The 15,846-nt window shown below is 30.1% G+C and carries 13 protein-coding genes and 1 pseudogene; 3 read left to right on the top strand and 11 right to left on the bottom strand.

What is annotated here, in order from left to right:
- Positions 1-28: 28 nt before the first annotated feature.
- The 5 genes from B3W71_RS13520 to yabG all read right to left on the bottom strand — a co-directional run bounded on the left by B3W71_RS13520 (position 29) and on the right by yabG (position 4,841).
- Entirely contained in the window at positions 29-229 is a 201-nt protein-coding gene (locus tag B3W71_RS13520; protein ID WP_346889459.1) for a CLC_0170 family protein, read from the bottom strand.
- Positions 230-427: 198 nt separating this feature from the next.
- Positions 428-1,270, bottom strand: a complete 843-nt coding sequence (ispE, locus tag B3W71_RS13515; RefSeq protein ID WP_346889458.1) for a 4-(cytidine 5'-diphospho)-2-C-methyl-D-erythritol kinase — start codon at positions 1,268-1,270, stop codon at positions 428-430.
- Positions 1,271-1,472: 202 nt separating this feature from the next.
- A complete protein-coding gene (locus B3W71_RS13510) occupies positions 1,473-3,035 on the bottom strand; it encodes a DUF3794 and LysM peptidoglycan-binding domain-containing protein (RefSeq protein ID WP_346889457.1) in 1,563 nt (520 codons plus the stop codon).
- A gap of 241 nt (positions 3,036-3,276) precedes the next feature.
- Entirely contained in the window at positions 3,277-3,507 is a 231-nt protein-coding gene (locus tag B3W71_RS13505) for a Veg family protein (RefSeq protein ID WP_147521636.1), read from the bottom strand.
- A 425-nt stretch (positions 3,508-3,932) separates the two neighbouring features.
- On the bottom strand, positions 3,933-4,841 hold the full coding sequence (yabG, locus tag B3W71_RS13500) for a sporulation peptidase YabG (protein WP_346889456.1): 909 nt from the start codon (positions 4,839-4,841) through the stop codon (positions 3,933-3,935).
- A 186-nt stretch (positions 4,842-5,027) separates the two neighbouring features.
- Here yabG and adhE point away from each other — a divergent pair, with 186 nt between their 5' ends.
- Positions 5,028-7,661 (top strand): bifunctional acetaldehyde-CoA/alcohol dehydrogenase, encoded by a 2,634-nt coding sequence (gene adhE / locus B3W71_RS13495; protein ID WP_346889455.1) that lies wholly within the window; start codon positions 5,028-5,030, stop codon positions 7,659-7,661.
- Positions 7,662-7,733: 72 nt separating this feature from the next.
- Here the strand turns inward: adhE and B3W71_RS13490 are convergent, their stop codons facing one another.
- The gene (locus tag B3W71_RS13490; RefSeq protein ID WP_346889454.1) at positions 7,734-8,735 is read right to left on the bottom strand and encodes a CotS family spore coat protein; all 1,002 of its coding nucleotides are present in this window, start codon (positions 8,733-8,735) and stop codon (positions 7,734-7,736) included.
- 120 nt (positions 8,736-8,855) lie between these two features.
- Between B3W71_RS13490 and B3W71_RS13485 the strand changes: the two genes are divergently transcribed.
- Positions 8,856-9,977 carry a glycosyltransferase family 1 protein gene (locus B3W71_RS13485; protein ID WP_346889453.1) on the top strand — a complete coding sequence of 374 codons (1,122 nt, stop codon included), beginning with the start codon at positions 8,856-8,858 and terminating at the stop codon, positions 9,975-9,977.
- 117 nt (positions 9,978-10,094) lie between these two features.
- Here the strand turns inward: B3W71_RS13485 and B3W71_RS13480 are convergent, their stop codons facing one another.
- The 4 genes from B3W71_RS13480 to B3W71_RS13465 are packed head-to-tail and all read right to left on the bottom strand — an operon-like array spanning position 10,095 to position 13,171.
- Entirely contained in the window at positions 10,095-11,132 is a 1,038-nt protein-coding gene (locus tag B3W71_RS13480; RefSeq protein ID WP_346889452.1) for a CotS family spore coat protein, read from the bottom strand.
- Positions 11,133-11,151: 19 nt separating this feature from the next.
- The gene (locus B3W71_RS13475) at positions 11,152-11,916 is read right to left on the bottom strand and encodes a hypothetical protein (RefSeq protein ID WP_346889451.1); all 765 of its coding nucleotides are present in this window, start codon (positions 11,914-11,916) and stop codon (positions 11,152-11,154) included.
- Positions 11,917-11,926: 10 nt separating this feature from the next.
- Positions 11,927-12,145 carry a hypothetical protein gene (locus B3W71_RS13470; RefSeq protein WP_346889450.1) on the bottom strand — a complete coding sequence of 73 codons (219 nt, stop codon included), beginning with the start codon at positions 12,143-12,145 and terminating at the stop codon, positions 11,927-11,929.
- Positions 12,146-12,157: 12 nt separating this feature from the next.
- A complete protein-coding gene (locus B3W71_RS13465) occupies positions 12,158-13,171 on the bottom strand; it encodes a CotS family spore coat protein (RefSeq protein WP_346889449.1) in 1,014 nt (337 codons plus the stop codon).
- Positions 13,172-13,307: 136 nt separating this feature from the next.
- Here B3W71_RS13465 and B3W71_RS13460 point away from each other — a divergent pair, with 136 nt between their 5' ends.
- On the top strand, positions 13,308-14,441 hold the full coding sequence (locus B3W71_RS13460; RefSeq protein ID WP_346889448.1) for a glycosyltransferase family 1 protein: 1,134 nt from the start codon (positions 13,308-13,310) through the stop codon (positions 14,439-14,441).
- Between the two features lie 557 nt (positions 14,442-14,998).
- Here B3W71_RS13460 and B3W71_RS13455 read toward each other — a convergent pair.
- Positions 14,999-15,817 (bottom strand): annotated as a pseudogene (locus tag B3W71_RS13455) (mannose-1-phosphate guanylyltransferase); the annotation flags it as partial.
- Positions 15,818-15,846: the final 29 nt, after the last annotated feature.

The raw sequence follows: 15,846 nt of genomic DNA, 5'->3' as shown, positions 1-15,846 counted from the left end.
GAGTTTCTACAATTTCTACATTTATTTTCTAGATTAAAATTCCCCTTAGAATATATAACCCAACAACAATTACCATCATAGTTATTCCTATGGCTAAACTTTGTTTTTTTGCTCTATGCTTATCTTGTCTTGAAAAATATCTTATATCACCACTTACCATCATATATCCAGATACTAATACCAATATCACTAGGTATATATCAGATCTTTCAATTAAAACCCTCATCATAAATTATCATCCTTCAAATTCATATTTTAGTTTTTATATACTTTCCTGCTAACCTAGTTTTACCTTTGTATGAGTTTTATATGCATAAATTTATTCCTAACCTTTATCTCAGCACACTAAAAAATAAGAGTGCAATTTACATTTAAATTGCACTCTTATTTCCTATCATTTCTTCTATAATAATATATTAAACTAACCCTAGATAGTCTTTGTAACAAAAACTTCCTTATACTTATCTCTTAACTTATCTGCACAGTGATTTGCTTTATCAATATCATTAAAAAAGCTGAAAACCGTAGGTCCACTTCCGCTCATCATTGCTCCTAGAGCACCTTCCCTGCGCATAAATTCTTTTATATCTTTAATCTCCCTATACTCTTTTATTGTTACAAGCTCTAGTAAATTCATCATATTATCAGCTACATACTGAATATCATCCTTTGACATAGCTTCTATAATATTATCTATCTTTGGATGTTCCTTTACATCATTGAGATTAAAACTTTTATAGGTCTTTACTGTAGATACCCCAAAATTAGGCTTTACTACCACCATTAGTTTATCTTTAAAACTCTTGAGTGGTGTTATAACTTCTCCAATCCCTTCACAAAGAGCCGTTCCCCCTTCTATGCAATATGGTACATCTGCTCCTAATTTAACACCTAATAATCTAAGTTCATCATTACTAATATCTGGTCTATATAAATCCCTCATTGCCCTTAAAGCTGCTGCCGCATCAGTACTTCCACCTGCCATCCCTGCTTCCACAGGAATATTTTTTTCTATATGGACCTCTACTTCTCTTTTTATATCATAGGTATCACAAAATAAGTCTATTGCTTTATACACAAGATTTTTATCATCTGTAGGAACAAAATCTTTATTACTTGTAATATGTATACCTTCTTCTCCTTTTTTAAAGGTTAATTCATCATATATGTTAACAGTCTGCATAATCATTTTTAAAAGATGATATCCATCTTCTCTTTTTCCTATAACATCAAGGGCTATATTTACTTTGCTATAAGCTTTTATTTTCATATATTCATACACCTCACTACAAATGAGAATAATCCTTTTCCCTCTCTACGTCAAGAAGTTTAGTTGAACTTGATAATTCTATCAACAGCCCTCACCTTTATATAAAATAAAATGCCATATCAGACAGTATAAATTACTATCCTCCATGGCATATTTACTTAATCCAAAGATACTACATTTTAATCTATTTAATCTCAAGCCTCTAAACTATAGCTCTTCCTGGTATAATTAACTTTTGAGAAGCTTTAACTTCTTCCCCATCAGATAATTCATTAATATTCATAATTTCTTCAACTGTAGTCAAGTACTTCTTTGCTATACTCCAAAGAGTATCCTCTGGCTGAACTACATATATTATTACACTTGCTTTTTTCTTCGGAATTTCTCCATCATCGATAGCCATATTAACAACAAATTTATTTTTTATGCTGTAATATACCTTGCAGTGAACTTTCACAACTGCTCTAATAGATATATTTCCTGCCTCTAAACTGCCTTCTACCATCTCTAGAGATACCTTAGCATTAGATTGCATATTTGGTTTTGTTCCAGCTATATCAACCTTGCAGCTGAAAGGAATTTCATCATTTACAGTAGATAAATACCTCTCCTCATCCTCAGTTGAATATAGCACATTAACCTTTAATAGTCCCTCAATTTCTGTTTTATCATTTTTAATATTTTTATCTGTAATACAAACGGTTCCTGTAGTCATTATAACTTTATTAGGTTTTAGTTGTTCATCTTTTACATCAATATCACCCTTAACTAAGCTTTCATTATATCCGTGACCTTGTATCACATTAATATTATTTTCTTTAATATCCATGTTTAATAGTTTTGTAGGACAATATACATCTTGTATTACTTCAACTTCTTCTTTATACATTACCTGAGTAATGGCCTTAACTACAAAATCTACATCAATTATCCTACTTTCACCCATGTCATCTTGTCTAACGTCATGTTCAAAGGATTGTACTTCAAAATTAGTGAAATATTCCATATTGGGCTTTAACTCATCAACGGTAACCTCTTTATATAATGGCACATTTTCTGATATACAGAATAAGTCCCTTCCATTTTTACCTTTATATAATATAGATACATTAGCCATAGATTCTATTTTAAGTCCACCATCATATACTCTTACATCTTTTTTACCAATAGTAACATTATATTTTATAACCTTTAAACACTCATTTTTGTCCATATCAATTTTAACTTCTGCTTTTCCAGCTAACTCAGTCTCAATTGGCTCCATAACCTTATCTACAGTCATAGGATTCTTCAAGAACTGAATATTCTTTCCTTCATGTACATCCTTAACTATTTCAAAGGAATTTATATTATATCCATTGCACTTACATATAATAAATCCTTGAATAGCTATTTTTCTTTCATTAATAATAACACAATCCATATGTTCAATATTTAACTCTATATCGCAATACATGTTTGATTGGGCACCAACCATATCAATAGACTCAGAAATATTGCCATTGTATACTACTGAATGAGCCTCAGTAGCTCCCCCATCCCTAGCCATATAAAGGATAGTATACTGAAGTTGACCCTCTAAATTCACTCTATCTGTTCCAACTTCTCTATTAGTTATCATAGGTTTTACATCTAACATTAGTATATTATCCACATCTGGTAGCGTATCAGGTATAACATATTCTTCCTTTATGAACACTTTTGTGTCATTTTCAGCTATTGATTGCTCATATTCTATATAGTCCTTTATCAAATCCAAATCCATAACTTTCCCTCCTAAAATACCTACTAATAATGTATATATGAGAATGTTATGAAATATAACTATTTATACTAAATTTTCCCTAAAGCAAAGATGATTTATTTGCATAATAAAAGAGGCATTCTTAAAAGAATGCCTCTTTATCAGATGACTACCAGCTCTAATACTCNNTTCTAAGTATCAAAAATACTGATACTAAGAATTCTGTTAGTAAGCTTCATAGAAGCTAAGAACTCTGTTTATATTACCCTGCGAATACTAGCTGAACGGTTTTTGTTAGTACATCACTATAGCTGTAGCTAACAGTACGTTGCGAACTACTATCAAGCCTAATTACAAATATACTGTCATATGTTTTTTCTAAAACACCGTCATTTACTACTACTTTACGTCTTCCTCCATTTGCCCTTAATGTCACTTTTTCGCCAACATGACTTTCGATATCTTTTTTTATCGTAGTCAATACATTTCCCATTTTCACAGTAGACACCCTCTTTCTAATATTTCCATAAAGGCTTCCAACTATATTGTAACAGTTATCCACTCTCATGTCAAGCAAACTAAATATTTTACAACATTTTATTAACATTTGTCAATGTTAAATATTCGTTAATTTTTTATGTATTACTTTGATTTTTTAAATATTATGTCGTTTATTTAGCTAAAATGAACGTAAATCAACTTGACATTAGTATGTGTATTAATTGTTTAGAATATTCACATATAAATATATAATTTTATATTTTCGAAGAAAGAGGCTTTCGCAAAATATATTACTAATCTTATATAAAATATTGAAGATGCACTTTAATATTATTACGAAAGCCCCCTAAACTTATCTACGACATAAAAATAGGATGCCAAAATAAATTTTACTATTTTGAAACATCCTTTAACTATTTATTTTATATACTGTGATTTAGGATATCCTGTTCTGTATTTACCTCTAGTTTGTAATCCTCCTACCCCTTTAATACCTGTAATTGTATTCTGAATTACATCTTCAATATTTACTATATCGTCTATATTGGTATAAGCTACCTTTTCACATATAAGCACAGGATCTAAACAATGAATCAACACTCTGCTGGGAGATGATGCAAAATTAGCACCCGCATCTAGTAAAGCTTCATAATTTGATTGACATGCTCCTGCAAAAATAACTAAATCATCATAATTGGAATTATAGCTTCGCAGTAAGGAAACGCACTCTACAAAATATCTTGAATTTCTATAATTACCCAAATCCATATAGTCTGAAATATTCTTACTCATTCCATCATGTCCTGTGATTACAACTATATCCGGATTTACTTCCTTCACTAAATCTAATATTACCGAGGGTTGGTCCTTTTCTGCTATTACTTTACCTACGGCCTCAATAGATAGTTGCTTGTATGTTTTTAAACAAATATCTAAATATTGAGGATCACCATCAATATGGAGTATTTTACCCGGTCTTCCAAAAAACAATTCACTATTTTTAATAGATGAACTCTTTTTTTCTTTTCTACTAACTTCATTATCTATAACCCTTAATGTAGCTGAATTTCCTCCTGGAACTGATCTTGTCAACAAAACTTTCTTTAGCGCGGTATTTACTTTTTTATTAAATACCTTATCCTTCTCTCCTACAACTTCATTGTCGATAATTTCCAAATCCTCCTCTACACTATCTGCCTCAATTCTTATATTTAAACCTTTTAGTAAATACTTTTTAACACCGTCCTCATCAATTTCTATATCTATTATTTTAAAGACTATATCTTTATTATAAGACTTTCTGACTACTCTATCGCCTATATTCATGTATACATCCCCTTATGATTTCCTATTTATATAATATGAACTTTATTTAGTAATTGTGAAATATTAGCGTTATTGTATAAGTATAAAATTTTGATAAAATTTTAACGAAATATCTTGAATTTTTATTTTTTCGCGTTATAATATAATTAGTTAAATAAATAACAAAGTTTGGGGGTATATTATAAAATGTCTACTGAAAACATTACTGTAAAACCTATTAATAAGTCTAGTTCTACAACTGATTCAAACTCATATTCACCAACGGATATTATATCTACTGTAGATTCTGAAATTAATGAGCTTGTTAAAAATGCTCGTTGTGCCTATGAAGATTTTTTGACTTTTGACCAAACTTCTATAGATAATATAGTTAAAAAAATGACAATATCAGCTCTAAATAAGCATCGCGAACTAGCTAAAATGGCTATAGACGAAACACAAATGGGCGTATATGAAGATAAAATAACAAAAAATATATTTGCTTCTGAATATGTATATAACAGTATAAAGAATTTAAAAACTGTAGGTATTGTAAATGAAGAAGAAGACTATATGGAGGTTGCGGAACCTATCGGAGTGGTAGCTGGAGTTACTCCAGTTACAAACCCAACCTCAACTACAATATTTAAATCACTAATAGCTATAAAAACTAAAAATCCTATAATATTTAGTTTTCATCCTAAAGCTCAAAAATGCAGTATAGCTGCTGCTCAACTACTTTTAGATGCGGCCATTGAAGCAGGTGCTCCTAAAAACTGCATTCAGTGGATAAACAAACCTTCTATTGAAGCTTCTCAGAAACTTATGCTACATCCTGATGTGGATATTATTCTTGCCACTGGTGGACCTGGAATGGTTAAATCAGCTTATTCTACTGGAAAACCGGCCCTTGGAGTTGGAGCTGGAAATGTTCCTTGTTATATAGAAAAAACAGCTAACATTAAAAGATCTGTCAATGATTTGGTCCTTTCAAAGTCCTTTGATAATGGTACAATCTGCGCATCAGAACAAGCCGTAATTATAGATAGAGAAATTAGTGATGAAGTAATATCTATATTAAAAGAACGTAATTGTTATTTCCTTAATAAAGAAGAGATGTTAAAACTTCAAAAGATTGCTATAGATGAAAAAAGACATAGCATGAATCCAGATATCGTAGGTCAAGATGCTAAAAAAATTGCAGATATGGCTGATATTAAGGTTCCAGAAGGAACTAAAATCTTAGTCTGTGAACCAGGGGGAATTGGAATTGATTATCCTCTTTCAAGAGAAAAGCTTAGCCCTATTCTTTCAATGTTTATAGTTGATAGTACTGAAGATGGAATAAAAGCTTGTGAAGATATGATTAATTTTGGTGGCTTAGGCCACTCTGCAGTTCTTCATTCTACTAATGATGAAGTTATTCAAGAATTCTCTAGAAGAGTTAAAGTTGGAAGGATAATAATAAACTCACCTTCATCTCAAGGAGCTATTGGAGATATTTATAATGTGAATATCCCATCTTTAACTCTAGGTTGTGGAACTATGGGAAGAAATTCAACTACTCAAAATGTTAGTGCAAACAACCTAATAAATATCAAACGTGTAGCTAAAAGGAGAGTTAATATGCAATGGTTTAGAGTTCCTGAAAGAATTTTCTTTGAGCCTGGCTCTCTTTCATATCTTGAAAAATTACAAGGAAAAAGAGCCTTCATTGTAGCAGATAAATTTATGGATAGACTTGGTTATGTATCTAAGGTAATGCAGCATCTAAAAAAAGCTAACTTTGACATAAATGTATTTTTAGATGTAGAGCCAGACCCATCTACAGAAACAGTCATGAGGGGAACTGCACAAATGAATAGTTTTGAACCGGATGTTATAATAGCCCTTGGTGGTGGCTCGGCTATGGATGCTGCTAAAGGTATGTGGCTTTTCTACGAAAATCCTGATATAGATTTTAACGGTCTTAAACTTAGATTTATGGATATCAGAAAAAGAGCTTTTAAATTTCCTCATCTAGGTAAAAAGTCTAAATTAGTAGCTATCCCAACAACTTCTGGGACTGGTTCTGAGGTTACCTCCTTTGCTGTTATAACTGATAAAGAAAATAATATAAAATATCCTTTAGCTGATTATGAACTTACTCCTGATATTGCTATAATAGACTCTCAATTGGTTATGACTGTGCCTCCATCAGTTACAGCTGATACTGGATTAGATGTTTTAACCCATGCTATAGAAGCTTATGTATCTGTTATGGCTTCTGACTATACTGATGCTTTAGCCCTTAAGGCTATTGAAATTGTATTTAAATACCTACCTATAGCCTACAAGGATGGTAGCAATGCTCTTGCTAGAGAAAAAATGCACAATGCTTCTTGTATAGCTGGTATGGCATTTACTAATGCCTTCTTAGGTGTTAACCATAGTATAGCTCATAAATTAGGTTCAGAATTCCATATACCTCACGGAAGAGCAAACGCTATTATGCTTCCACATGTTATAAAATATAATGGAAGTAATCCAAGTAAACTAGTATCTTTCCCTAAATATGAATATTATAAAGCACCTGAGAAGTTTAAAGAAATAGCTAAATTCCTAGGCTTAAATCACTCTACCTGCGAAGAAGCTGTAGATAGCTTGGTAGAGGCGGTTAGAAACCTTATGATAGAGCTAAATATCCCAACTACCCTTAGTCAATGTGGTGTCACTAAGGAGCATCTGGACTCTATATTATATTCATTAGCAGATGAAGCCTTTGAAGATCAATGTACTACAGCAAATCCTAGACTACCTCTTGTTTCTGAAATTGCAGATCTGATAAAGGATGCATTCTAATCTAAAATTTAAGATAAAAAGTTGTGGGTACAATGTATTCCACAACTTTTTTATCTCATCAAGGAAATCTCCTTAAATATTATATGCTTCTTTGAATTGTTTCATAAACTTCTCAAAGTTTTCTCTCTCCTGTATAAGCTCTTCCATTTTCTTATTAAAAGTATTTTGTACCCAGTTAACTTCATTATAATAATACCTATTGCATATTCTCCAATACCTTTGAGGGAACATTAAAAAAGCATATAATACCATATATTCATCCTCTTCTAATGGAGATATCTCATTATAGTTGTTAATAATAAGTTTTGCTATCTCAAAATCCCAATCTCTTCTCTTCAAAACCTTAATCATGAAATTGGATAGATCAAAGGCTCTAACCTCTCTCTTACAATAGTCAAAATCTATTATGCTTACTTCATTCTTTTCATCTATTATTATATTATGATAAGTAAAATCGTGGTGGCAGAAACTCTTTTCTTCCTCGGATATTCTACAAATATTATAATAATTAGATTGATTTAAAGTTTCCAAGGCTCTTTGCCCCAAATTTTTATAATAATCCATGGATTTCATATAATTTAAATCAAACTCGGTTTTATGATTTTTCTTCTTTCTAACCATTTCCTTCATTTTATCAAAGGATTTTATTCTTTTTTCCATTAAATGAGGCCATCTACCTAAGTCTGATTTTAATTTACTATTCTCAGATGGTTCATATCCCTTTGACGCTAAATGAAAATTAGCTAAAGCTTTAGATGCCAATATTAAATCGTCATCTCTATGAAAATCACACTCTCTCCCTTCTATCCATTGCGATAAAGTATAAATATCTTCATTTACTAAAGCATATGGCTTCTCTTCTGTATTAAGATAATATCTATCTATGTTCTTAAACCCATTATAGTATAGATGTTCTTTAGCACCATATACAAAGAGTAACTTTTGGGTACCATAACTTATCTTCTTTAAGCACCTGACACCTTTATTTGTTTTTAATTGATATACACCCTTATTGGGTTTAATAATTTCAATTTTAATATCAAACTGACGTTCAATTTCAAACTCTCTCATCATAATTCCGCACCCCCTCTATAATTTATATGTATTAGTATCATAATTTAGAATAGTTCATAACATATTTGAGTTTAATTGAATAGTATAGATTATAATAACCTATTATAAAGGAGTATTTGTATGAATATTGGTATCGACATCAGAGCTGCCAAATGGTATAGAGGTACTGGTATAGGGACCTATGCATATCAACTTATAAATGCCATTAATAAAGTTGATTCTGTAAATAAGTACACTCTATTTAATGATGGTAACTCTACGCCTATTAACTTTAACTCTAATTTTAAAATTTCTTCTATTTTTAATAACAATACTGATAACTTTTGGGAAAGTGTTAGTCTCCCTATAAACTTAAATAATGAAGATTTAAACATATATCATGTACCTCAAAATGGTATTGGCTTACCTTTAGACCACAAACTCCCTTTTGTTATTACTCTTCACGATACAATACCAACTCATATGCCTGAAACCGTTGGTGATAAATATCTTAACCTTTTTAATAAGGAAATGGAGAATATAGTAAGTAGATGTGACGGTATAATTACTGTTTCTAATTTCTCAAAGGAAGATATTTCAAAGGACTTTAATTTTCCTAAAGAAAAAATATACGTTACCTACTTAGCTAGTGAAGATATTTATAAACCCCTTGATAAAATTCTATGCAGCACTATAATGAAAAAATACTATTCTCTACCTAAAAATTATATTTTATATACAGGAGGATTTAGTCCTAGAAAGAACATTTCTGGTCTTATTGAATCCTTTAGCAGGATGCATAACAAGCTTCCTAATGATATGAAATTAGTTATAGCAGGAACTAAGGGTAAATCTTATAGCATTTATAAAGGCCTTTGTGAAAAGCTAAAGATTGATGACAAGGTTATATTTCCTGGATTTATAGCTATGGAACATATGCCTTACCTATATAATAATGCAGCTCTCTTAGTATATCCCTCCTTCTATGAAGGCTTTGGACTTCCACCTATAGAAGCTATGGCATGTGGTATACCTGTAGTTGCATCTAATGTAACTTCCATACCTGAAATTTTAGGTGACAGCGCTATGCTTTGCTCACCCTATGACATAAATGAACTTACAGAAAGTATTTTAACAACACTACTAGATAATGAAGTTCGAGATGATTTAATTCATAAAGGCTTTATAAAGGTAACCTCCTTATCTTGGGAAAATACTGCAATAAATACTTTGGAAAGTTATAAAAAAATAGTTTCATCATAGGGTAAATAGAAACTACATCATTTTGTATAATAAATAATTCAACTTCATATTTCCATAAAAGAAAGGGTCTGTTGCACCTAATGCAACAAACCCTTTTCTGCTACACTCTAGGGGGGACTAGGTTGTAGCTAACACGTAAACATTTTTGAAGCTTTCTACCATCTCTTGTCTTTCTTCTATATCTTGCACTCTTTTTTCAATTTTATACAGGTAACTATCATATTTCCAAAGTTTTTTTCTATAAAAATAATCTCTTGATATAGAATAGAAACTTTCTGGGAATAAAAGCATTCCATACAACACTTGATACTCTTCCTTTAATAGCGGAATTTCCTTATTATATTCATCCATAATTTGCTTTAATACATTAAAATCATAGCAACTGTGCTTTGTAGTTTTATTTATAAAATTACATATATCATGTATTCTTAAATCTATTATAGAGTAGTCAAAATCTATAAAATATCCTTTATTATCTTTTATTAAAATATTATGATAAGCTAAATCATGATGACAAAGAATAAAATTTTCTTTATCCTTACATAACTCCATATAACGGGAATTTTCTAATACATCTATACTATTCCTCATTCTTTCAAGGAAGTAATCTGCATGTTTAAGAAATATTTCATGAAACTCATTTTTATTCTTATAGCTTAAAGCTATAGCTTTCATTTTTTCCAAATCCTTAAGCTTTTCCTTATAACTATCTATAAGTTTAAACCCTCTAAACCTGTCACCTTCCTTGCAAAACCCTATTCCTTTTGATGCTTTATGCATATCTGCTAAACTATTAGTTGCTATATTAATATCCAAAGGATTATTATATTCACACTCTCTTCCTTCTATCAAATCCATAACTACATAGGTACTTTCTTTCCACTTTGTGGTGATATGTCCCATATTATTTCGATAAAAATTTATGATTCTATCAAATCCATTGTTTATTAAATAATTTATTCCATATACTATAAAATATAAATCTTTCTTAGCATAATCTACTTTTTTTAATATTTTATTTCCCTTATCTGTTACAAGAATAAATACCTTTCTTAAGGGAATTATATCTGTTACTAAAAAATCATAGTTATCAAAAAACCTTATGTCTAAATAGTACTTACTCAGCCATTCTTTATAAGAAAATCTATTTTCCATAGCCTTTAAGCCCACCTCCTTATATTAAAGACATCTCATCCTCCTTAATGCCATTTAATAACCTTCTTATATATTCCTCTTCATTCCAATTCTTTTTATTCTTTTTGTACTTCTCATATATTTTAATAAATTCATAAGGATAAGATAAAAGTGCTTTAATGAAAATTTTACTATTCTCTTCTAATCCTTCTAGTTTACAAAATTCATCTATACATCTATTAAAATCTACCTTAAATCCCTTTCTCTTAAGTTTTACTAAGAAATAGTAACAATCCATTTCTACCATGTTATATGCTATATCATCGAAATTTACAATTTCTATAGTTTCACCTTTTCCTAGATTATCAAAATCTACATCAGTTAAACATATCTCCACATTATCCATACTTCTTGCAACTAAGTCCATGTATCCATTGTTCATTATGGTATCAATAACATTCTCACCTCTAGCTAAAATCTTGTATCCTCTTTCTAGAACTATTTCTTCTATTCTATCTGCTGGTCCATTTTCCTCAATCTTCTCTAAGCTTCTTCTGAGCTTATTAAGTTGAATTTTATCATCTTCTATTAATTTACAAGTATGATTATTTATTCTCTTTCTTAGATATCCATTAAATCCACAAGATAGTTTATGGACTTCATTTATAATATGAATCTGGTCTAGTACCTTTCCCTCTAGTATTCGCCTGTTTAATGTTTCATTATTTTTAAGCATAAAATTTACTTTTTTAACGCCCATAGTAGTTAAATATTGCTGGAAGCTATCATAAAAAAATCTATTCATTTTATCACCTCTACTTGTGTTTATTCTTTTCCACTTTATTTATCTTCTTGAGTATTTCTTCCTTCTCCATTTGAAGCTCCATCATCTTCTTTTTTCTTTTCTTAATCTTTTTTAACTCTTTAATATAAGCCTCCATATCTTCTAATCTTTTATCGTAATCTTCTAAGCTTTTTATTTCTTCCATATTTTCTATATATTCATCGTAATTTTTATTTTCATTCTTACTCACATAATCCCCTCCCTAAAGATTATTCAACTTAAATTGTCTAAACTCATTTATAAATTCCTGTCTTTCATCTCTATCATCAGCATAGGACTTTAGTTTTCTTAAAAAGAATTCCTCGCCCCACATTTTTTTCTCCCAGTAGTATTGAATACCCCGTTGCCAATAATCTTGAGGAAACTCCATAAAAGCAGCCATGATTTTAATATCATCTTGCTCTAATTTATGAGCTGATTTGTAATCCCTTAAAATGATTCTTACTCTTTCTTTATTCCATCTACCATATTTCATCGCCCTAATTAATAGACTTGCTAAATCATGCAAATGAGTATCTAAAATGCAGTAATCAAAATCAATGATATTTATTTTATTGTCATCACCTATAAGCACATTATGATGGGCGTAGTCATGATGACAAAAACCTCCTAATCTTATCTCATCAAGCATTTTACTTTCATATTTTGTATTACAAAGATTATCTATAGCCCTATCACACCTTTGAATCTCATCTTTCATCATACTCAAATAATATAAATCTACCTCTGTCTTTTGAGGGTTTCTATCTATTATATCTTTGAAACTCAATATTTCTCCCTTTCTTGTCCTATATACTTCTATCCACTTAAACCATCCCACTCTAGGTTTCATATCTTTACTTATTACAAATCCTTCACTAGATTTATGAAGCTGACCTAGTTTTTTAGCAGCTATAGAAAGTTCAATTGGATTCTCATAAGAACTTTCCCTTCCATTAATCCACAATGTTACATAGGCAAAATTCTCATCAAATTTTATATAATCGCTCCCTCTTGTTGTTTTTATTATGTTTGGTACATATTCAAATCCATTATTATTTAGATGTTTCATAGCTCCTAATATGAATAAAAAATGTGGAAGTTCATATTTTATTATCTTTAAGCAGTATATCTGTTCATTTGTCTCTACTCTATAAACACTTTTTATTTTTTCTATAGAAGTTACTAAAATGTTATATTCTTTTTTTAATATTTCTGCTATCTCTAAATTTTCCAAAAAAACCTCCTCCATGAACCTTCTATAGGTAATATATGATAGTTGGAATAAATGTGTGTTTAGTTTTCAAGTATTTGTAACACTTATTTATTCCCTGATTAATATGTAATATATGGTTTTTAAAGGAGTGAAAATTATGAAATTAGCCATAGATGGTAGAGGTATAAACTGGTATAACGGCAGTGGTATTGGAACATATACAGAAAACCTTTTGAAAAATTTACTTAACATAGATAGAAATAACTTTTACCAAATTTATTGGTCTGGTGAAAACTATCAAAGCTATCAAAAGGAAAATACAAATTTAGTTATGTGCTCAAAAAAATATCAAAGATTCTTCCAAGATAGCTTTTTCCCAGAAGATTTAAAGAGAGAAAATATAGATTTATATCATATCCCGCAAAACGGTATAGGATTGACATCTGAAGTCAATTGTAAAAAAATAGTTACAATTCACGATTTAATTCCTTATATAATGCCTGAAACTGTAGGTAAAGGATACTTGCTTAAATTCTTAAAGGAAATGCCTTTTATAATAGAATCAAGCAATGGAATTATTACAGTATCTGAATACTCAAAACAAGACATCCTTAGATTTTTCCCAGTGGACGAAAATAAGGTCTTTGTTACTCCACTAGCTGCTGATAAAAAATATAGACCTTTAGATAAAGAGCAATGTAGAAATATAATAGAAGAAAAATATGGAGTAGATAAACCTTTTATCCTTTATCTTGGAGGCTTTAGCAAGCGTAAAAATGTATACTCTCTAATAACCTCCTTTAGTAAGTTAGTGAAGCATATGCATAAGGAATATAACTTAGTAATTGTAGGTTCTTATAGAGATGAATCCCAAGAACTTGTAAAATTAGTTGATAAACTTAATATGAGTAGATATATAAAATTTACAGGTTTTGCTCCTGATGAAGATTTGCCTATTTATTATAATGCTTGTGAATGCTTTGTATATCCTTCACTTTATGAAGGCTTTGGTTTACCACCACTTGAAGCAATGAGTTGTGGAACTCCTGTAATTTCTTCTAATACTACCTCTATTCCAGAGGTAGTCGGTCATAGCGGGATTTTAATCGATCCTCATAGTGATAAATCTCTTTTAGATTCTATGGAACTTATGCTTGGTAGCGAAACTCTTCGCGATGAATTTAGCAAAATTGCTCTACTAAGAGCAAAAGAATTTTCTTGGGAAAACACTGCTAGAAAAACCTTAGATATATACAATGATATATATTTAAGAACTATAGAGGAAAGCTAATGATATAGATATATATCCTATTATGCCTAGTTAAACATAGAGCCTTTTATTAATAACATCCCGTCAAATAATGCATTATATGAAATTTTCTCTATATAAATATATAAAAAGTTATATAGGGAACTTTCCGTATATTTAACTACTTTAAAAAGTTAACTATTTAAATAGTTAGTCTCTTTATAGGAATTTGAGGATATCTATTATTTAATAGTGTAATTAATGTCCTAATAAAGCTTGATATATTAGTAGGCCTACTATTACCTTTAATTACTATAACAAGTAAATACACATTTCAACTCTTCCTCAAAATATAAAAACTCACTGTATAATAAAACAGTGAGTTTTTTATATATTAGAAAATAGTTTTATAAATTGCTAGTAAAGCTTATATAGAATTCTAACTTATCTAAAAGCTACTATTATTACTTCTAAGATATATCAATATATGGTTCTCATCCCCTATGAATATGGGAGTTAATATTATCACACTCCTATGAATTTTTAACTAAGCTTTATTGAAAAATTAAACTTTTTATAAAGCTTAATTTCACTTAATATTACAGGAATTCCTCTAGTCCTTTCCTTTCCTTCATTTCATTAATTAGATGCTTTAATTCCTGATCTTTACTTTTATCCATTACTAGAATAACATCCCCTGCATCTACAATAACTAAATCTTTAATACCAAACCCTATAATTAGATTTTTCTGTCCAAATATTGCACAATTTTCACTAGAATCTAAGTATGCAGAACCAATTACCTTATTACCATTATATTCATCTAGGAATCTCGTTAAGGATGCAAAACTTCCAATATCATCCCACTGGAATTCACTTTCTATTACATATCCCTTTCTAGTTTTCTGCATTATTCCAAAATCAACTGAAATACCATCTATTCTCCTATATTCTTTCTCTATAACTTCTTCTTCATCCTCTTCTCCAACATGCTTATAGATTTCACTAATGGAGATATACATCTTGGGCAAATATTTTTGCATCTCCCTCATAAATACATCTGCTCTCCAGACAAACATTCCGGAATTCCATAGATAGGTACCTTTTAAAATAAAATCCTTAGCTACATCTATATTAGGTTTTTCTGTAAATCTAGCTACCTTATAAGTCTTCATAGAGCTTGTTACTGGATCTCCCATTTCAATGTATCCATATCCTGTCTCTGGCCTAGTAGGTTCAATGCCTATAGTTATAAGTCCCCTCCTTTTTTCTGCTAACTCTACGGCATTTTTTAAAGTATCTAAAAATGCTTTTTCCCCATCTATATAATGATCAGATGGTAACACTACCATAACAGCATCTTTATCTCTCTTTAACAGCTTGGCTGCTGCAAGACCTATACACGTAGCAGTCTCTTTTTAGACGATATGGTTCTTTTTCACAAAAT

It is taken from the genome of Clostridium sp. UBA1056, assembly GCA_002316385.1.
In the GTDB taxonomy this organism is placed as follows: domain Bacteria; phylum Bacillota; class Clostridia; order Clostridiales; family Clostridiaceae; genus Clostridium_J.
The sequence above is the reverse complement of the archived record's forward strand: the minus strand, read 5'-3'. Positions and strand labels throughout refer to the sequence as shown.

Excerpts from the sequence above, each read along its gene's own strand:
- B3W71_RS13490 (WP_346889454.1), bottom strand. The coding sequence starts at position 8,735 with ATGATGAGAGAGTTTGAAATTGAACGTCAGTTTGATATTAAAATTGAA.
- yabG (WP_346889456.1), bottom strand. The coding sequence starts at position 4,841 with ATGAATATAGGCGATAGAGTAGTCAGAAAGTCTTATAATAAAGATATA.
- ispE (WP_346889458.1), bottom strand. The coding sequence starts at position 1,270 with ATGAAAATAAAAGCTTATAGCAAAGTAAATATAGCCCTTGATGTTATA.
- B3W71_RS13520 (WP_346889459.1), bottom strand. The coding sequence starts at position 229 with ATGATGAGGGTTTTAATTGAAAGATCTGATATATACCTAGTGATATTG.
- adhE (WP_346889455.1), top strand. The coding sequence starts at position 5,028 with ATGTCTACTGAAAACATTACTGTAAAACCTATTAATAAGTCTAGTTCT.
- B3W71_RS13485 (WP_346889453.1), top strand. The coding sequence starts at position 8,856 with ATGAATATTGGTATCGACATCAGAGCTGCCAAATGGTATAGAGGTACT.
- B3W71_RS13510 (WP_346889457.1), bottom strand. The coding sequence starts at position 3,035 with ATGGATTTGGATTTGATAAAGGACTATATAGAATATGAGCAATCAATA.
- B3W71_RS13505 (WP_147521636.1), bottom strand. The coding sequence starts at position 3,507 with ATGGGAAATGTATTGACTACGATAAAAAAAGATATCGAAAGTCATGTT.
- B3W71_RS13475 (WP_346889451.1), bottom strand. The coding sequence starts at position 11,916 with ATGAATAGATTTTTTTATGATAGCTTCCAGCAATATTTAACTACTATG.
- B3W71_RS13480 (WP_346889452.1), bottom strand. The coding sequence starts at position 11,132 with ATGGAAAATAGATTTTCTTATAAAGAATGGCTGAGTAAGTACTATTTA.
- B3W71_RS13460 (WP_346889448.1), top strand. The coding sequence starts at position 13,308 with ATGAAATTAGCCATAGATGGTAGAGGTATAAACTGGTATAACGGCAGT.